17 protein-coding genes and 1 tRNA gene are annotated in these 18,650 nt (G+C 70.4%); 8 read left to right on the top strand and 10 right to left on the bottom strand.

All coding sequences use genetic code 11. The features are described 5' to 3' along the window. Positions 1-52 precede the first annotated feature (52 nt). Positions 53-388 (top strand): hypothetical protein, encoded by a 336-nt coding sequence (locus ACWD12_RS29615; protein ID WP_358349229.1) that lies wholly within the window; start codon positions 53-55, stop codon positions 386-388. 6 nt (positions 389-394) lie between these two features. On the opposite strand, the gene ACWD12_RS29610 is transcribed toward ACWD12_RS29615, so the two are convergent. The 5 genes from ACWD12_RS29610 to ACWD12_RS29590 all read right to left on the bottom strand — a co-directional run bounded on the left by ACWD12_RS29610 (position 395) and on the right by ACWD12_RS29590 (position 6,631). After that, positions 395-1,726 carry an AAA family ATPase gene (locus ACWD12_RS29610; protein WP_450102132.1) on the bottom strand — a complete coding sequence of 444 codons (1,332 nt, stop codon included), beginning with the start codon at positions 1,724-1,726 and terminating at the stop codon, positions 395-397. After that, a complete protein-coding gene (locus tag ACWD12_RS29605; protein ID WP_450102131.1) occupies positions 1,723-1,857 on the bottom strand; it encodes a hypothetical protein in 135 nt (44 codons plus the stop codon). Before ACWD12_RS29605 ends, ACWD12_RS29610 begins: the two co-directional genes overlap by 4 nt. Beyond that, positions 1,854-3,395 carry a hypothetical protein gene (locus tag ACWD12_RS29600; protein WP_450102130.1) on the bottom strand — a complete coding sequence of 514 codons (1,542 nt, stop codon included), beginning with the start codon at positions 3,393-3,395 and terminating at the stop codon, positions 1,854-1,856. Before ACWD12_RS29600 ends, ACWD12_RS29605 begins: the two co-directional genes overlap by 4 nt. Next, entirely contained in the window at positions 3,392-4,780 is a 1,389-nt protein-coding gene (locus tag ACWD12_RS29595; protein WP_450102129.1) for a hypothetical protein, read from the bottom strand. Before ACWD12_RS29595 ends, ACWD12_RS29600 begins: the two co-directional genes overlap by 4 nt. A gap of 108 nt (positions 4,781-4,888) precedes the next feature. Further along, complete coding sequence (locus tag ACWD12_RS29590; RefSeq protein ID WP_450102128.1) at positions 4,889-6,631, bottom strand: hypothetical protein; 1,743 nt, start codon at positions 6,629-6,631, stop codon at positions 4,889-4,891. 268 nt (positions 6,632-6,899) lie between these two features. On the opposite strand from ACWD12_RS29590, the gene ACWD12_RS29585 reads away from it, so the two are divergent. Further along, positions 6,900-6,973 (top strand) — tRNA-Lys (locus ACWD12_RS29585). 262 nt (positions 6,974-7,235) lie between these two features. Here the strand turns inward: ACWD12_RS29585 and ACWD12_RS29580 are convergent. The 5 genes from ACWD12_RS29580 to ACWD12_RS29560 form a co-directional block, all read right to left on the bottom strand. Further along, positions 7,236-8,957, bottom strand: a complete 1,722-nt coding sequence (locus ACWD12_RS29580) for a tyrosine-type recombinase/integrase (protein ID WP_450102127.1) — start codon at positions 8,955-8,957, stop codon at positions 7,236-7,238. Between the two features lie 1,106 nt (positions 8,958-10,063). Continuing rightward, the gene (locus tag ACWD12_RS29575) at positions 10,064-10,996 is read right to left on the bottom strand and encodes a replication-relaxation family protein (RefSeq protein ID WP_450102126.1); all 933 of its coding nucleotides are present in this window, start codon (positions 10,994-10,996) and stop codon (positions 10,064-10,066) included. Positions 10,997-11,650: 654 nt separating this feature from the next. Next, positions 11,651-12,460 carry a WbqC family protein gene (locus ACWD12_RS29570; RefSeq protein ID WP_450102125.1) on the bottom strand — a complete coding sequence of 270 codons (810 nt, stop codon included), beginning with the start codon at positions 12,458-12,460 and terminating at the stop codon, positions 11,651-11,653. Next, entirely contained in the window at positions 12,402-13,070 is a 669-nt protein-coding gene (locus ACWD12_RS29565) for a YdcF family protein (protein ID WP_450102124.1), read from the bottom strand. Before ACWD12_RS29565 ends, ACWD12_RS29570 begins: the two co-directional genes overlap by 59 nt. A 14-nt stretch (positions 13,071-13,084) precedes the next feature. After that, complete coding sequence (locus ACWD12_RS29560) at positions 13,085-14,173, bottom strand: hypothetical protein (RefSeq protein ID WP_450102123.1); 1,089 nt, start codon at positions 14,171-14,173, stop codon at positions 13,085-13,087. A gap of 171 nt (positions 14,174-14,344) precedes the next feature. Between ACWD12_RS29560 and ACWD12_RS29555 the strand changes: the two genes are divergently transcribed. The 6 genes from ACWD12_RS29555 (at position 14,345) to ACWD12_RS29530 (ending at position 18,551) form a co-directional block, all read left to right on the top strand. Next, positions 14,345-14,761 carry a hypothetical protein gene (locus ACWD12_RS29555; RefSeq protein WP_450102122.1) on the top strand — a complete coding sequence of 139 codons (417 nt, stop codon included), beginning with the start codon at positions 14,345-14,347 and terminating at the stop codon, positions 14,759-14,761. Positions 14,762-14,767: 6 nt separating this feature from the next. Next, positions 14,768-15,259, top strand: a complete 492-nt coding sequence (locus tag ACWD12_RS29550; RefSeq protein WP_450102121.1) for an ATP-binding protein — start codon at positions 14,768-14,770, stop codon at positions 15,257-15,259. A 234-nt stretch (positions 15,260-15,493) separates the two neighbouring features. Continuing rightward, the gene (locus ACWD12_RS29545) at positions 15,494-15,631 is read left to right on the top strand and encodes a hypothetical protein (protein WP_450102120.1); all 138 of its coding nucleotides are present in this window, start codon (positions 15,494-15,496) and stop codon (positions 15,629-15,631) included. 31 nt (positions 15,632-15,662) lie between these two features. Beyond that, positions 15,663-16,844, top strand: a complete 1,182-nt coding sequence (locus ACWD12_RS29540; protein ID WP_450102119.1) for a cupin domain-containing protein — start codon at positions 15,663-15,665, stop codon at positions 16,842-16,844. Further along, positions 16,841-17,737, top strand: a complete 897-nt coding sequence (locus ACWD12_RS29535; RefSeq protein WP_450102118.1) for an aldo/keto reductase — start codon at positions 16,841-16,843, stop codon at positions 17,735-17,737. Before ACWD12_RS29540 ends, ACWD12_RS29535 begins: the two co-directional genes overlap by 4 nt. Positions 17,738-17,756: 19 nt before the next feature. Next, a complete protein-coding gene (locus ACWD12_RS29530; RefSeq protein ID WP_450102117.1) occupies positions 17,757-18,551 on the top strand; it encodes a phosphotransferase in 795 nt (264 codons plus the stop codon). Positions 18,552-18,650: the final 99 nt, after the last annotated feature.

Raw genomic sequence — 18,650 nt, 5'->3', positions numbered from 1 at the left:
ATGCCCACATCGTTGTGACGGGGGGCCCGCGAACACGCAGGAGGAGTAAGTCATGCCGCCAGAGCCGTCGAAGCCACGCATTCGTCCCGCGCGGCTGCTGTTCGAACCCGCCGTGTTCGAGCGCGAGGAAGAGCGGTTCTTCGACCTGGACGACCTCACCGACCCCGAGGTCATGCTCGACCGCGCCACGCAGCTCACGGAGGCCTTCCGGGCCGCCGCGGACCGTGCCGTCGACTACCAGGCGATAGCGGTGGCGCGGCTGGCCGACCGGCGGCGGTTCGACCGGCTCGAACCGGCGCAGATCGCGGGTCGGACGGGGTGGAGCGAGGCGTACACGGTCAAGATGATCGAGTACGGCGAGCGGCTGATCGCCAAGCGCGGCGACTGACGCGCGTCACAACTCCACGCGGTTGTCCGCGAGGGTGCCCAGGACCGCCTGGTTCGCCTCCCAGCCGTCCGGGAACGACACCGGCAGGCCGAGGTGCACCGGCTCGGACGACGGGTGGGCGTCCAGCAGTTCGGGGATTCCGGCGCGTGCGACCACGAGGCACGCGTGGCGGTGCCGGGACGCGAGCACGCACAGGCGCCCGGTCTCCAGGTGGAACGCGGTGGCGTCGCGCCGCCCGGACAACGGGTGGAGGAAGACCGTGACGTCGAACTCCCGTCCCTGGAGCCGGTTTGCGGTGTCGACCACGATGTTCCGGGCGCCCGGGACCTGCGCATCCAGGCGTACCAGCGCCGCCTCGACGCGCGACCGCTGCTCTCGGTGACTGACGCCGACCGCGATCCGGCCCGCGTCCAGGGGGTTTTCGCCGCGTTCCGACACGGCGGTCCCGCGGCGGGCGAGTACGCGGGCGGCGAGGGTGGCCACGGTGCGTACGGTCTCGTCGTCCGACGGGAGGGTGAACCCGGGCGGCAGTTCCAGCAGGCCCCAGCCGGAGTCCGCGGCGATGTCGACGACTTCGTCGTACGCGTCCTTGCGGTGGCCGGCCTCGAAGTGCAGCCTGCGCTCCCCGCGTTCGGTGCCGGAGCGGAACGGCGTGAACGGGTAGAACGCCTCCGAAACGAGGGGCGCGGCGGTCGCCGGCAGCCGCCATGACACCGGCAGCCGGTGCACCGGAAGGTCGGGGTTGTGGCGGCGGAGGACGGCCACGGCGCTCTGCGAGGGGTCGTACGTCAGCCCGTGCCACTGCCCCGCGTCGACGGTCGCGAACGGGTCCAACTGGCCCGGGTCGCCCACGAACAGCGCCTTGTCGAACAACCGCGCGACAAGGAGCAGCGCGTCCGACCGCATCTGGTACGCCTCGTCCACGATCGCCCAGGCCCAGCGCCGGTCGTCCACCAGCGCCCACTTGGCGGCCGTCGACACCACGATCTCGCAGCCGTCGAGGTCGCCGGCCTTGCCCGCGATCTGCACGGGCGTGGCCGCGAGGTCCTCGCCGGGGCGGTAGTCGGCGGCCGACAGGCGGCCGAGCACGAGGTTCGGGTGCTCCTCGGCCAGGCGCAGCAGCAGGTCGTCGACCTGGTTGTTGGTCTGCGCGACGATCATGAGCCGGTCGCCGCGCCCGGCGATCTCCGCCGCGGCCCGCACCACCAGCGTGGACTTCCCGGCGCCGGGCGGGGAGTCCACGACCACGCCGCGGTGGCGGCCGGACGCGAGGTCGGCGAGCACGGCGGCGGTGACGCGTCCCGCTGCCTTGCCGGGGTCCTGGGAGATGTCGTTCACGCCGCCGCCTCGTTCGCCTTGCCTGTGCCCGTCTTGCTGCCGGTGTTCGCGTTGCGCGCGTTCGTGTCGCCCGGGTTCGTGTCGTCCGGGTTCGCGTTGCCCGCGTTCGTGTCGCCCGCCCGTGCGGTCATGCCCACTCCTCCTGCGCGGCGGCCAGTTCCTCCTCGTCCGGCTCCCTCGGCGCGCCCTCGTCGGCAGGCGCCGGACGCGGCTCCGGCGGACCGCCGTGGGTCCACGGAGTCTCCTCCGCCGACGGCCACTTGGGGCCGCCCCGGAAACCGGAGGCGGCCACCGTCCAGCACAGCAGGTCGCCTGGCTCGGGAACGCTCCCCTCCTCCGGCGTCTTGCCGCGCCCCATGCCGCCCGTCAGTTCGATGCGTACCTCACGCGTATCCCCCGGCCCTTCCGCGACCGCGATCAACTTGGCCTTGGCCTTGGGGCGTTCGACGCACTCCAGTTCGGTGTCCAGGGGCAGAAGCGGGTCGTCCGACGTCTGCACCACCATGAGCGGTCGCGGCCGGGCCTGCTTCTTCCCCGGTTCGGTCACCATGCGGTCCGCCTCGACCGAGACGATCCGGCCGCGGAAGGCCTGACCGACCAGGCGCGCACCCGCCATCAACAGCGGGTCGTCGCGCAGTTGTTCGCTCTCCAGGCGGGCCTGCGCCTGCTCGCGCCGGTGGAGTTGCTGCGCCGCGGCGACCGCACCGGGCACGCGCGGCTGAGGACGCGAGTCCGGGCTCTGCAGGTCCGCCGCGAAGAGGCTGTACGACATGCGGTCCGTCTCCCAGCGGCCCGCCACCGAGGTGCCGACCGGGAGTTCGCGCAGCAGTTCCAGGCCACGCCACACGCGCCGCCAGGTCGGCATGAGCTCGGCACCGAGCGCGTCGCGGATGCGTTCCTCCGCGCGCGCCGACACGTGCGGGTCCTCGGCACGCTCGGCGGCGTCGTACGTGGCGATCAGCGGCGCGAGCTTCTGGTCGAACTCCGGTGCGGACGCCGGGCCCGCGGGCGGCGCCCCCTCCGCCTCCCGGGCCGTCACGGCCCCGGAACGCCCGGGCTCGGGGTCGATCCACCCCATCAGCGCCGCGAGTTCGCCGTTCTCCAGATCGCTCTGGCCGGTCGCCCAGGTCTGCGTCAGGAGGTCGGTGAGGGCCAGGAGGACGCAGGAGCCCGGCGTACGCGCGCGGTCGGCCAGCCAGGTGGCCCAGCGGCCGAGCAGCGGGACGTCGGGGTGCACCGCGTACTCGCCCTCGCTGCGCCGGAAGCGCGTCGAACGCCCGAGCAGGCGCATGTACTCGATGCCGCCGCTCGACGGGACGATGATCTGCGGTGCGTCGAGCGCGCGTTCGTACGCGTCGTCGTTGCGCCGCTCGACCGTCTCCGTCGTGTCGATGTACTCGGTGAGGTAGGGCAGGAGCACCGTCGCGAGCCCGGCGACGTGCGCGAACCGGCGTTGGCGGTCGCGCGGTTGGGGAACCACGAGCAGGTGCGGCGCGGCCGGGTCGTCGCCGACGAGGGCCGCGAGCGGCGCGAACGCCTCGCCGGACATCGTGTACGGCACGAACACCACGGGCCGGTCGGACAGGTGGCGGTGGCGCACGGTCGCCGCGGGCTGCGCGTACCCGGTGGCGGCGGCCCTGAGGCGGCCGAGCGCCGAGACCGCGCTCACGAGACTCCTCCGACCGCTCCGGCGAGCCCGCCCGCCTTGGCCGTCCCGCCCTGGCCGACCACCCCGGCCGCCCGGGCCGCCCCGTCGGCGCCTGTCGCCCCGGTCATGCCCGCCTCCGCTGAGCCCACTGTCCCTGACACGTTCACGGTGCCTGACGCGCTTCCTGCGTTCCCTGCGCTTCCCTCGTTTCCTGCGCCCGCGCCGGCCGCGGCCTCGGCCTCGGCCAGCACCTCACGCCGCAGGGCCTCCGCGCGCCGGAGCAGACGCGCGATCTCCTCCTCGCCGCGCTCCGGCGCACACTTCCCGTCGGCGAGATCCAGTGCGCGCCCGATGTCCTCTATCCCGCCCAGCTCGCCGCGGATCCCGGTGCCGAGGGTGCCCACCAGCCCGCCGGATCCGTGCGCGCCCTCACACGCGCGAGCCTCGGACCTGCAGAAATGCGCAAGCTCGCAGGTCGAGAGGCAGCCCGGGATGTACTCCGCGCGGACCGCCCCCACCGCCCGCGCCACGGCCGCCTGCCCTGCCGCATCGTCCAGATCGAACGTCAGTCCGAGCGGCAGCGTGTCGAGCAGGTCGTCCACCCGGGCGAGGCGGGCGAGGCGGCGGCGGGTCACCGCGAGCTCCTTGCGGATGTCCAGCAGCGCCGCGGTCGGCTGGTTCGAGAAGTCCCGCGGGCAGACCAGCACGACGTCGGTGGACACGACCTCGGGCGGGTGGCCGAGACGGGCCGCGGTCTGCTGGAGGGCCAGCACGTACACCGCCGCCTGCCGGGCGGCCGACGCGAGCTTGGCCGGGTCCGCGACGCCGTCGATCACCGAGAAGGACTTGATCTCGACGACGTGCAGCCGCCCGGCCACCAGGCACGCCATGGCGTCCGGCTCCAGGTACGCGCGGGTCCCGGCGACGTCCAGGGGCAGCAGCGGATGGTCGAGGATCGCGCACAGGCCGGGGCGCGCGGTCTCCAGCGCACGCCGGAGCGCGGTCCGGGTGCGCGCGACACGCTCTTCGCGCCCGGGGCGTTGGGCGGCTCCTTCGGGTGCGTCCTCGGCCGGATCGCCCCCCAGCTCGGCGTAGTCGCCCTCGACGACGTCCTCCGGCGTGACGCCGAGGGCCTCGTGGAGCAGCGCGCGCAGACCGGCGCCCGCGTCCTCCTTCACCAGCGCCTCGAACGCGTGTCCGCGCACGATCGCGAAGGGGGACTGGCCGTACGCCACCGGGAACCCCAGGCGGGTGGCCAGCACGGTCTTGTCTATCCCGGCGGCGTCCATCACACCGCGTCGCGCACAGCCGGGGTTGGCGGCGAGTGCCGCCACCGTGCGCGCATTGTGGTTGCGCGTCGGCAACGACCCCCGCAGCAGGTCGAGTCGTGAGTCGGTGGTGCCCATGTCGTGGTCTGCGGCTCCGTACCGTCGTGAGGCTGATGCGGTCCCGCCACAGTGTGTCCCATGTGTGCGACAACGCAGGCCATCCGGGGTGGAGTCCGCGTGGAACTCTCAGAGTAGGCCCGGCGGGAGCCCGTCCTCCTCCACCACCTCGAGAACCGGCGATCCCCCCTTCTGCCACGCCACAAGCTCTTGGTCGAGGCGCCGGATGCAGTGCGCGTTCTTGAACGGCTCCAGTTCGCGCCGGACGTCCCAAACCCGGTCCATCGCAAGCGAGTACCACTGCTTGCTCAACGCGTCGAGCGCCCGCGACAACATGCCGCTCGCCTCGTCGACGTCGCCGCTGGCGGCGGCGACCCGGGCGAGGTCGGCACACGTCACGGCCTGCTGCTTCGCCGAGTTGGCCGGGAGGTCCCCGAGGGCGTCGGTCAGGGCGTCGCGCGCGGCGTCGTACCGCTTCGCGGCCAGCTCCGCCGCGCCCCGGAAACCCCACAGGCGCGAAGAGTCGAAGAAGTCCAGCCAGGCCGGGACTTCGTGCTCGTCAGGATGGCAGAGCAGATCCTCGGCCCGGTCCATCAGGTGCAGCGCGAGGTCCTTGTCGCCGATCGTGGACTCGATCTCGGCGTTCACCGAACACAACCACGACCGCATCAGCGCGGGGGCGCCCGCATCCGCAAGCGCACCGGGGTTGTTCGCCCGCGCGATCATCGCCCGTGCCTCGGCCGCCCGTCCCGCGAAAGCCGGCATGAACGCCTGGTGCGCGAACACCGCCTGGCGCAGCAGCGGTTCCTGCGCCTCGTACGCCGCCTGGTCGGCCAACTGGTAGAACCGCCGCGCTATCTGCTCGCTGCCCAGGTCGAAGAAGGCGATACGCCCCGCGAGCAGCGCCGTCTCGGACACCGAAGCCGCCAGCACACGGCGCGGCCGCGCGGGTCCCGGCGCCTTCAACAACTTGTCGCCCAGCAGCACATGGCTCACCACCGGGTCGTACGTCATCAGAGCAGGGGCGACCCAGTACATCTGCCGGTACGACGCGGTCAGCCGCGCGTACTGGTCCGCCACCGGCGACCCCAGCCGCCCGGCCCGCCCGGGGCCCGGCACCGACTCGGTGAGGTCCGGCAGACCGCCCACACGTTCGACCCGGTCGACGGCCCGCAACAACGCCGGCGTCGCGGACCGCAGCCGATCGGGCCGCGCCGACCGCGGCGGCGGATGCTCCACCGGTCCGCCGTGCGGCCCGACCTGCCCCGGCAGGATCAGGCCCGACGAACGGCGAGACCCACCTGGCGAGTTGAAGTCCGCCCTCGGCTCGACATGATGCGCGGGCTCGGGCATGAGCCCCGGCGCGGCCGGTATCCCGCCCGGCAGCGGCGGCGCCGCCCGCGGTAAGACCCGCGGCCCCGGAGGCTCCCGCCCGTCCTCGGGCGTCCGCTGCGCCCGCGGCGTGAACCGGTACCCTCCCGACCGCGGAGGCGGCCTCGGCGTATCCGCCGACCCGTTCACCGGGCCCGACACGTACCCCCGCGGATGCTGCGGCGGCAACCCCGCCCCAGGCGCCGGCCCCGCCGCATCAAGATCGGCCTGCCACGGCGGCGTGAACCCCAGGTCCGCCAACTGGCAGCCGAACAGCTCCTGCAGCACCTTCTGGTAGTCCGGCGTCGGCCACGGCGGGTCCGCACTCTCCCACCGCCGCACCTGGCGCACACTCACGGCGAGCCGCAACCCGCATTCCAGCGCCTTCTTCTCGAAGGCATCTGCAAGCTGCTGCTGTGAGACCCACCCCTTGGCGTGGCGCAGCGCTTTGAGACGCACGTTCCCCGGCATGGAGGAGCCGCCACCCTGCCGCATGGCCATCGGCGTCCTCCCCAGAGATGCGCGGCCCACGGTTTCGGACCGTCAACCTACAACCAAGCAAAGCGTGGCGGCCCGTGATCCCGACGGTACCCGTCGTGAGCTACACGCGGGGACCACTTTGCACATGTCCGGAAAGAGGCGTCCTCCCCGCGTCCTCCAAAGAGTCCTCCCCAAGACCTGGCCCCCACCCCTTCCCTATCCCTTCATCCCCCACCTCCCGATTTTTTGATCACCCCATCCGCCTGCTAATGTCTACCCATCGCAACACGCGCCGCTAGCTCAGTTGGTTAGAGCAGCTGACTCTTAATCAGCGGGTCCGGGGTTCGAGTCCCTGGCGGCGCACAAGCAAGCGGTACACGACCTGGGCGTTCTCGGTTTCCCGAGAACGCCCTCGTCGTTTTTGATGTTGTGGTGGGAGCGTGGTGGGAGCCAGCGTTCGATCACCGTCGATTCCCTTGATCGAATGCCCCGGACCGTGGACCCCAGGTGCCAGGCCGCGGGCCTCGACGGGCCGAAATCCGGAGCGCTAGCTCGCCGCCTATGTACGTGAGCGCGATGCCGTGGCCCCGTCGACGTCACGGGGCCCACGGCATATCGATGACCGTCATGCCGGGCGCAGCGAGCGGACGTTGTCCGGGACTGCTGTCTCGACGTGAATGATCGCCGCGGCGGCGAGGTCGCGGGACCGATACAGCCCCGCGTTGTTGGCACCGATGGTGACGTCGGCGCCATGCCGGGTCGCGTGCCATCCGAGGGTGTTGGCGCCGGTGCTGGTCGTCCGGCGTTCGATGACACCGACGACCTCGCCGTTGCGGAGGACATGCCAGGTGCCGGCGTGCGCGCGTTCCGCGGCGAGTTCCCAGCCGGTTCCTGCGTGGGGTTCGACGCGGGGGTCGAGGTTGATCCGCCGCGCGTACGCCGAGGATCCTGCCTCCCCGTACAGGCGTTCGGCAGTGGGCAGTTGCAGCTTGGGCAGCGGCCGGGGCCGCTTGCGCGTCGAATCCGCCGCGCTCAAGAACGCGGCGATCGCGTCCGCGGCAGCGTGCTTCGCCTCATCCGCAACCGACGTGTACGTGTCGCGGGTCAGTACGGACGACGAGTGCCCGAGCATGTCCTGCACGATCTTCACGTCCACCCCTGCGGTGAGGGCATGCGTGGCGGCGCCGTGCCGCAGGTCGTGCAATCGGATCGGCGGTAGGTCGGCCTCGCGGGTGAGTTGCTGGAAGAGGTCCGTGACCCTCGCAGGGTGCAGCGGTCCGCCGTCGTCGTCGGTGAACACGTACCCGGGGTCCTTCCGCTGCGTACCCGCCGTACCCCGGCGGGCGTTCTGCCGGTTCCGGTGCACCCGCAGCAGGTGCACCGTGTCCGCCGCGAGTGCGACACTACGCTCCCCCGCGTCGGACTTCGGCTTGCCCGTCACGGTCTCCCAGCCCAACTGCACGATCTGCTCGCGCACATGCAGCACCCCGACCCCGGTACGCCCGGCGACCTGGTACCCCAGGTCCAAGTCGACCCAGCGCAGCCCGATCACCTCCCCACGCCGCAACCCCGTCATCGCCACCAGGTGGAACAGCGGGTACACGTCCTTCGCCTTCGCCGCCCGGGCGAGGAACCGCATGGTCTGCTCCGCGGTCCACACCATCACGGGCGACGGCACCTCGCCCGTCTTGCGCCACGCCGCCTCCCGCTCCCGCGTCCACATCAACGCCCGCGGCTTCGCCCCCGACGCCAACTTCACCAGCTTCGCCACATTCACCGTCACCAGCTCCTGCGCGGCAGCATCCGACAACGCCGACCGCAACGTCGCCCGGATCCGCTGCCGCGACCCCGCACCCACCTCACGCTCGAAGGGCGGCAGTTCCCGCAACCGCGCCCGCGCGGTACGCGCGGCCTCCGACTCGTGGGCATGCCACGCGGCTTTCGCCGCCTCCTGCACGGCATGGCGGTGCGCGTTGTTCGCGGCAATCTCCTCGTTGCGCTCTTCGATCTTCTGGAACATCGCGTTCAGGTGCGCCACCCGCAACCGGTCCAACCGCACCTTCCCCAGGTACGGGATCAGGTACAACCGCAGGTGCGACTCGTAGCACCTGCGGGTCGTCGCCCGCACGTCCTTCTTCCCCGCAAGCCACTCCCGCAGCCACTGCTCCACCGTGAGGATCTCGTCCACCGGCCGGGTCGACCGCACCCGACGCCGGGTCTCCTCATAGTCCGGCAGCGGCTCCTTCGCCCGAATCGCCTTCTGCACCAGGTCCGCGATCCGGGTACGCGCGTCCCACGGGTCATCCGCCAGGTCCGCAAGCCCCAGCAACCGCACCACCGCATCCATCGCCTCGGACGCCTTCGTCTCGCTGGGGTGCCCGCCCTGTCGCAGATGCCGCCGCTTCCCCCCGGGCGGCGTCGGGACTTGCAACAGCCACCACCACGTTCCGTGCGTCGGCGACCAACCCCCAGACTTACGGCGCAGCTTCGGACACGCCGCACCCAACTCACGACGCTTGACACGACCATCAGCACCCCGAACCGGGCTGCCGTCGGGATGGAGCAGCGGGGCTTTGCAGCCGCACCGTTTGAACGTCATACCGGACACGAAAACACCAACTCCTACACGGGATAGGCGGATTCACGGGGTCACCGACGCCAGCGGACCGCCCGGGCGGGCGGAATCCGCTGGTCCCGACGACGATCGATCGCTCCGCACCCGCCCCCGGGTCAAGCCCCTGCACCCAATGCGGAGGATCCGCCGCCCCGAAACGACAGCCCCGGAGGTATCGATCCCGTCACGCCCGGACGCGCGACTTGCAGCCGCATGCTCCGAAAGCGCCAATCGCCAAAGAGGTTTCGCGCGCCACGAACAGGCGGGCTGGCGCGGCGGCCGACAGCGCCCGCGACACGCCCCCGAAACCGCCGCCCCGCCCCACAACCCACCCGCCGCCCGCCAGCCCGCGACACGCCCTGACACGGCCCCACCGGCACGCCGACGCCGGGGCGGGCGCGGCGCCGCCCGGCACACGCCCCGGCCGACCACGCCCGCGCGCCTTGACCAGACCGCAGCTCCCACCCGGTTCGCCGTCACCACGGGTGCAGCAGCTCTACAGGCGGCCACCATCAGGACAGGACCGAACGGTTGGCCAGTTGCCTGCCACTTCCCAGCCAGTCCCCAGCCACCAGCGAGCCGGTCACCAGCCGCCTTGCGAAATCCACACCACCCACCGCGATCCTGCCGACGCCACGGGGCCACCGACCGCGACGTTGCGCGATGCGACGAGTGAACGTGCCCGGGAGTGCCGTCGGTTGATCGGTCGACGCGGCTCCCGGCCCGCAGGCCGAGCTGGCCGCGGAGCCTCGCCAGCACCCAAAGCGGACCCGGCTGGCCCGACCGCGTGCCAGCCCGAGCGGGCCGGGTCCGCAACATCGTCGTCGCGTTGCCTGGCTTCACTCTCCCCCGCGCGACCAGCGACTGCCCCACGTCTGCATGGGTTGCCACGCGGGCTGTCGGCGGCCGTACGCGCCGAGCCCGGCCAGCCGCAAGCGATACGGCGCGTCGCCCGCCACCGGCAGCCACAACGCCTCGGCCGGCCATCCCTCGCCGTCCCAGACGCCCGTCACGAGCGGAACGTCACCGCCCCCACCGCGGAACACCGCTCGCGCGTTCTGCTCCCTGCCCACGCGGGTGAAGCAGAACACCACCACCGCCGACCGCTCACCGAACCAGTCGGCGAACAGCCACGGGTAGTCGCTCATCCCGTTGAACAGGCCCACGTAGCCATCGATCTTCTCGGCGAGACGAGCCAGCCGCTCGGTGCCCGTGTCGAATTCCAGCGCGAACGCACATTCACGGTCGCTCTCGCGCCAGACTCCCACCGCGTCCGGCCGCACGGCCGTGTGCTGATCGCCATCCGGCCGCAGCTCGCGCTCGGTCAGCCACCGCACGACCGCGGCCTCATCGCGCGATCCGCGGGCCGCCGCGACGAGCGCGGTGTGGAAGCCGTTGACCCCGAGCAGATGCTGCAACCGCGACGCGGACGCCACACCCAACGCGCGGTCGCGCCGGGCACGACGCACCGCCAAGCGCACGTCCTCACCGGTGTCCACGGCAACCGTCGTCGCACCGGTCGCGGTCAACACAAAGTGCAGCGGACGAGAACCACGGTCCGCGCGCGGACGGAAACTGTCGACCACACCGACCTTGACAAGCGTCTGCATCCGATGCCGCGCCGTGATACCGCTGCTGAACGCCAAGTCAGCGATCTGATGCGTCGTCAACACACGGTGCGTGGACAACGTCCGGAGAATCAGGCGGTCGCGATCAGTCAACTGGGCAGCAACGGCCTGGATGCGACGCCAGGACACCTCGTCACCCGGCATTGAGCACCGCCAGGTACGCAAACCGGGCCCGCACGGCCCGCCCAGCGCCGCACAGATTGGGGAGGGCAGAAACGACTACTCCAATCAGTACGGGACACCACCGTCCGCCTGATCGCGCGCTGACCAGCAGCGCAGCCGCGCACACCCCCGGACGATCAGGACGTCCACCCCACCGTCCGCACGACCGTCCAGCCCACCGTCCGCCCATCAGTATCGACCGCATGATCGCCTCCATCCGCGGAGAAGCCCTCACCCCATACGGAGGATTCGCAGGGCCGAAACGACAGCTGGGCACGAAATTGGCGGAATCTGCGACACGTGTACTTGAGTCTCACCAGCCCGCCGCCTATCCCGGTCGGCGCATGGCCGAACACGCGACGACCTTCTGCGCAGTGGAGAAGCGGCGCTGAGCGGACCCGTCCGCACGCAGGCGACGCGGGAGTGGGGCACCAGTTCGGCACCGACTCACAACCGACTATGAGGCGGCTAGCAAGTGGCAGATCAGTTTCTGACCTGCGTCTTTACCATCTGACATGCCAGGGAAGGCGATCTTGTTCAGGAGGGACAGAGCGCTGTGGCAGCCGGGTCAGGTTCCCAGTTCGGCAACGGCGATCAGTGCTGCCCCTCGTATGAGCTGGCGTGTCCCGAATCCAATCACGAGTTGGTTGACGCGATCGTCCGTCGACCGGCTGTGCCCAGATTTCGGATCGCGGCAAATTCGTGCTTGAGGCGGGTTGGACCGTGCTTGGCCAGGTAGTGGATTGAGGACAGGTAGCGGCCGTGCTCCCAGAACGACGACGGAGCTGGACTGCACGTTGTCACTGTGATGCCGTGCTCTTCGAAGAGGCCGACGTCCAGGTACCTGATCCCGCCGGTGCCGCACAGGTACCGGCGCGCGCCGACGGCCTGCACGAGGTCCATGAGGCGCTGCGACCGGCCTGGTCGCGCCGACATGGCGCTGCTGCGCAGAACACTGCCGCGCCATCCGAGGGCGTTCAGGAGCACGCGCGTGGACAACTCGGTTACGCGGGCCAGGGAGTTGGTTCCGTGGAGCTCGTTCCAGACAGGCTCGAGGCAGTGTTCAACCATGGACCAGTGCGGCGAGTGCCCATAGTCGTCACGGAGCACACGGTAGGACCGGATTGCCGCATAGTCCGGCTGGACAACGCATGCGTCCTGGATCATGGTGCACCGCCCTAATGGGAGATGCGTAGGCAACGTCAGCCACCGCGTCTGGCTCGGATCGTTCAGGGAGCCCAAGCGTGCCCTGTGCTGGTAGTCGCGGCGGGCGAACTGGACGTCGTCGAGAACGACCCACACGTCCGCCGCGAAGATCTTCCCGAGGGTGCTCAGCCTGGGCAGGAAGTTCGGCTGGTGGATCGCGACGCTCCTGCCCGGCTGACGGTCACTTGCCCATGACGCGGCTGTCGAAGCCTCCGTGGAGGAGGGAGTGGTAGGCGGCATAAACGTCCTCCGGGACGTCCTGCTCGATGGCGAAGCCCTGCTTGGGATACTCGATCACGCGCTGTAGATCGCCCACGAGCATGTCGATGACGAGCTTCCGGTCGCCGATCGCCGCGACGTACTCGTCGAAGGCCAGCGGCTCCGACGCGCAGACGATGTCGACTTCGGGCCAGACCTTGCGGGCCGTGGCGTAGGAGCGGCGTTCCATGTACGGCTTGGAGATCAGCAACACGGACGACGGGTTGATGCCAGCTTCCGCGAGGACATCGCGGGAGAAGGAGATGTTCTGACCGGTGTTCCCGGCGTGCGGCTCCAGCACGATGGCCTCGTCCGGCACCCCGAGTTCCAGGGCGTGTTCCCGAAAGTGCACCGCCTCGCCGCGGGGAAAGCGGCCGGCGGTCGTCGGGCTGTTGCCGCCGCTGAATACGAGGGTCTTGAACAGGCTCTGGTGGTAGAGCTTGGCAGCGAAGGCGGCGACACCGAGGTCGTGGCTCCCGAGGCCAATCGCGACGTCGCACGGTCGGATCGAGTGACCCATCTGGTGGTAGTCCCAGATGAGCTGTGCCGCGAGCCATTGCTTGTCGGTGATTGTCGTCTGTTCGTCGGTCACGGGCTGCTCCCTGGTCACTCTCGTCCCTGCTCGCCGTTGTTCTCGTACGACGTGCGAATGCTCTCAATACTGCGGAGCTGATGGCTCATCCCGTAGTACGCGGCCCTCTTTGCAGCCCGATCGAGTACTTGGAATCCCTCGTCTCGAGTCTTTGGGTCGGAGAGCAGGACGTGCCCGTGGGCGGTGTCCAGACGTACGCGTTGCATGGGCGCGTCGGTCGCGCCCGTCGTCCTTGCGATGTTGATGTACTGGAGGGCGCCCGACAGGTCCCCGGCGCCGCGGGCTGCGAGAGCGAGCTTCTGGTGGGCGACGGACCAGTCCTCGGGCTCGTCCAGGTCCTCGAACGATCGGGTGGCCCGGAGCATGACTTCGCCAGCGTACTCATGGTGGCTGGCCTTGCTGAGCGCGGTGCCGACCCAAAGCTGGGAGCGGGCCCGGTCGCGAGCGCTCAGCCTCTCGTCGGTAGCCAGGAGTTCGTACCGTCGGGCGGAGGCGTCGAGATGGCCGGCCATCTCAGCAATGACCGCGAGGGACAGGTCGATCTGGGCGACGCGGCGGGGGATGTCCAGTTGCGCGTAGAGCGAGCGAGCCTGGTCGTAGGCCTGCTTTGCGGACAGCGGTCCGACGACTGCGCCCTGGTCGCGACGGAGGTCGCCGAGCAGGGCAGACGTCCGACCGAGTAGATAGAGCCCGCGGTCATCAAGCGAGTGCGCGTCCCAGCGCTGAAGCCAGCGGCGGACCAGTCCCTCAGCGGATGGGAAGTTCTGTCGGCTCAAGGCCCCGACCGCGCGGTCGAGGTCCTCGGCCCAGGTCTCGAACTCCCAGAGCCGAGGCCCCACAGTCAGAACCCGGGTCTGCGGGTCACGGCTTCCGGAAACCAGGTGCTCAAAGCGGAAATGGACGTCTGGACTCGCGTTCGCCAGAGCTGTGTCGAGAATCGCCTGCGTGTCAGGACGAAGCGTGATGCGTTCGCCTTGCCGGTCCCAGTAGGAGACCGATCGTGCTGAGACGCCGAGACGCGCAGCGAAGCTCCGGACGCTGAGCCGGAGTGCAGCTTTGAGCGCGCTCGCTTCCCGTCCCGTCCACTGCTGTACGCGCGCCACGTCCCCTCCCTCCCGACGCCATCGAAACACGCGGCCAACGGGTCGTGGGGCGAAGTTGCGACGCTACTGCAACACCACTTCATTTCCCGCCCGTTCGCGTCGCAGCAAGCTCACAACGACGGCTCGGACGCGCGTTGGCGCGCACGGCCTCGGCAGAGAGGAGCAGCCGACATGACGGGCACGATCACCGAACTGCGGCCGGCGCAGGGTCCTGCGGTCTATGGGTTCCTGCGCCTGGTCAAGGCATCGAAAGCGCGGCAGCATGCGCTCAGCGCATCGCTCGTGGACTACTGCGCACACCACGAACTCTCGCTTTCCGGCATCTTCATGGAACGTTGCACCGTGACGAACGCGGAGCTATCGCCCGCCTTCGCAGGCTTGACGGACGCACTTCGGACACCAGGCGCGTACGCGGTGGTGGCCCCCACCACCGCCCATCTTGGCTTCAAGCCTTTGGCGTTGGCTCGCACGCAGCGAATCCAGCGCCTGGGGATACGGCTGATGCTGATCCGCGGAAAAGTGCCACGACTCGACGCGCGGTCCGGGCGCGGGTTCCTATGCTCGCCGCTCGTGGATGCGGAGGGCTGAATTCCGATGGCTGTCTCGGAGACACCGCGCGTGAAGCGGCCTGACGGCGTCGGCTCGTCCGATCTCATCCACGGCGTGTTCTGGGCGCTGATTCCCGAGCCGGAACAGGTGAAGGTCGCGCGGGATGGCGTGCGTGAGCAACTTACCGCGTGGGGCGTCGACGCGACGGACGTCGTGCAGACTCTCGTGCTCGGGGCGTCGGAGCTGGTCACCAACAGCGTGATCCACACCGGCGACTGCTCGTCCCGCATCGACGTATCGCTCGAGTTGCGACGCAACGGTCTCAGACTTGCCGTCGGAGATCGCCATGGCCTGATGCCGCGCCCGGTCGACGCGGACGAGACCGCGGAGAACGGCCGAGGTCTTCAGCTCGTGCGCGCCCTCGTCGACGAGTGCCATGGCGTCACCGAGATCGCGTGGCGAAACGCTGGCGGCAAGGTCGTCTCGATGCTGCTCCCTTGGCCTACTCAGGACTGCACTTCGCCTTCAGGATCCTGAACCGCGTCGAGTCCACCGTGAGAGCAGTCGCGACGGCCGAATCCCGACACCTGCCCGCGCAGGGCCCCACAGGTACGGACACCGGTGTCCTCGTCCGCATCGATTGCCAACTGCGCGAGGCGATGACTCCGCGCCCCCTGAAGCCAAGACAGCCAGACGGGGCGCGGCGTACCACCCCTTGCGCGGCGACCGCTGAGCAGGAATCGAGCACCACCGACAAAGGAGATTCGCACTATGAGCGACACGACCGCGACCGGCACCCCGGACTGCGGGGGCCTGCTGAGGGCCCGCCGCCAGATCGTCGCCGCGCGTGCCCGGGACGCGCAGCCGTCCGACGGCGGCAGCACCGGTAAGTCCGACAGCAACGACTAACGAGCGACAAGCCGACGGAGAACCTGACGCGATGACTCCTGAGTCCATCGCGGCGCGCCTGGGCGGGGACGTGTTCCTCGCCCAGGCGCTCCACCGCGAACACCGCCTTCTGCCAGGCGCATTCCCCAACGCTCACCGCATGCTCACCTGGGACGCGCTCAACACGATTCTGGCTACCCACCGTCTCGACCCGCCCCGTCTCCGCCTGTCCACCGGCGGCGAGGCGCTGCCTCAGTACCGGTACACCGTGCCTGTGGTGACGCGCCGCCACGTGGTGTGGCACCGCCTTGAACCGGCCGAGCTGCACGCCCGCCTCGCCGAAGGCGCCACCCTCGTCCTGGACGCCGCCGACGAACTACACGCGCCAGTCGGCGACTTCGCGGCCGAGCTGGAACGCTTCCTCCGCACCGGTATCCAGGTCAATGTGTACGCGTCGTTCACCCAGAACGAGGGATTCGGCATCCACTGGGACGACCACGACGTGATCGCGGTCCAACTCGCCGGTGCCAAGCGCTGGCGGATTTACGGCCCCACGCGCGATGCGCCCACGTACCGCGACACCGACACCCCGGAGCCCCCTACCGGCGCACCGATCGCGGAACTCGTGATGCGCCCCGGCGACGCGCTGTACCTGCCGCGCGGCTGGTGGCACGCGGTGGCCACCGAACCGGGCCGCCGCTCCCTGCACATCACCTGCGGCTTCCAGACCCACACCGGGGCAGACCTCCTCACCTGGGTGGCCGACCAGTTACGCCGGCACCACCAGTTCCGCACCGACCTACCGCGCCTCGCCGGCCGCGACGACCAAGACGCCTACCTCAAGGCGTTCCGCGACACGGTGGCGGCCGAGCTGACCGACGACGTGATCGACCGATACACGGCCGCGAAGGACACCATCGATCCCGGCCGCATGCGCCCGTCCCTTCCGCACCTCGTCCCTGGCTCGGTTCCGGCCACCGCCCGTGTCCGGTTCACCGCGGCCCGCGCCCGGCTGGACGTCACGGCGGACACCGTCAGCCTTGCCGCGGCCGGGACCGCGTGGGACTTCGCCCCCGCCGTCGCAGCGCTGTTGCAGCCGCTTGTGGACGGCCAAGTACTCACGATCACCCGCCTCGCTGAACTGGCCGGCATACCGGCCGACCAAGCCGCGGCCGTCATCGCCGAACTGGTCGCCGGCCAAGCCGCCACTCTCGAACTGCTGGAGGAGCCATGACAGCCGAACTCGGCCTGGGGACCTACCGATGCTGCAGCATCCCCGACGCCGTCACCCATGCCCAGGCGGTCGGCGTGCGGTTCGTCGACACCGCCCCGAACTACGCCCACGGCACAGCCCAGACCCAACTGGCCCCGTTCCTTGCCGCCAGCCCCGAAGTTCAGGTCTGCACGAAAGTCGGGTTCGCTGAAGGCGTGCACCGCGTCGACGCCATCGCGGCCGGGGCCCTCGACGGCAACGCCGCCCGCTCCGGACACAGCATCACAGCCGAGTACGTGCGCTGGCAGGTGGAACGCAACCGGGCCGAACTCGGCCGCGACCGAATCGACCTGGTCCTCCTCCACAACCCCGAACTCGCACCCGATCCCCACGCCGCGATCCTCGACGCGTTCACCGCCTTGGAGGCCGAGGCCGTCGCCAGCCGCATCGGCGGGTACGGCGTCGCCACCTGGTCCGGATTCACGGACGACGTGTTCACCGTCCCGGACCTGACTGCCCTCGCGGAGGAAGCGGCTACAGGCAGACACCACCACTTTGCGGCTGTCCAACTCCCCATCAGCCTCGTCCGCATCGAACCCCTCGCCGAAGCCCTCGAGGATCGCGGCCCGGTCGTCGACGCGGCAGCGGTCGGCATCTCCGTCCTGGCCTCAGCTCCCCTTCACGGCGGCGAACTCCCCACCCTCGCCACCCCAGAACTTGCCGACTACATCCGGCCCGGCCTCACCCGCGCGGCCGCGGCCCTGCACGTGGTGTTGTCCTGTCCAGGAGTGACGCACGTCCTCCTGTCCGCCTCGACTGCGTCACACTGGCGCGACGCGGCCCACGCCCGCGACCTGCCACCCCTGCCGCGCGAACGGCTCCAGGAGATCACCCGTGTACTCGCCGCCACCTGACCGCGACGCCGCCCAAACGATGCGCACGACCTACGCCCGGGCCGCTGCCGCACTCGATGTCGAGCCGGAAGACGGCCATGTGTGGGGCTGGTTCGGCCGCACACTCAGCGGCCCCGGCTGCCTCCCCGACGGTCGCAAGGTGTGGCTGCGCGTGCTCGCCGTGCCCGCTGACATAGCGCACGGCAAACACTGGGACGGCGCCCGCGACGCCCAAACAGCGTTAGGCGACCTCGCGGGCGCCCGGCCCCCACTGCTCGACCTCACCGACTGGACGGACAACGAGACGGCCTACCGAGCCGAACTGACGCCGTACACCACCGACCCGGTGTGCTCGCCCACCCCCACCCTCCACGAGCCCATCGAGCTACCCGACACCTGGTGGAAGACACTCGCGGGCAGCCTCGACCTGCTCGCGCAAGCTCCCACCGAACGCGTCGCCGTACGGCAGGAATGGGTCGACCGCGCCGTACCGCAGTTCCTCGGGCTGCCCGCGCCCCGCCTAAAGCATCAGGTCGCCGTGCACGGCGACCTGCACTGGGCCAACCTGACCCTCCAGGGACCGCTCATCTTCGACTGGGAAGGCTGGGGCCTCGGCCCCGCCGGGTTCGACGCCGCCATGCTGCACGTCCACACCCTCACCCAACCCGACACTGCCGCCCAGATCCGCGCCGCATTCCCCATCCTCGACACCGAAATCGGCCGCATCGCCGAGATCATCGCCACAACGATGCTTCTGCAATCCGTCGCCCGCGGCGACCACCTCGACCTCGCTGACCCCCTCCAGTACCAAGCCGAACGACTCCAGGCCACGTGACCGCCCCACGGGTCTGTAAATCGGGTCTGGTCCAGCCCGACCATCCGGCGCGGGTGCATCTGTCACGCGCGGGCAACGATTCGCACCGGCGGCAACGCC

It is taken from the genome of Streptodolium elevatio (genome assembly GCF_053592165.1).
The sequence above is the reverse complement of the archived record's forward strand: the minus strand, read 5'-3'. Positions and strand labels throughout refer to the sequence as shown.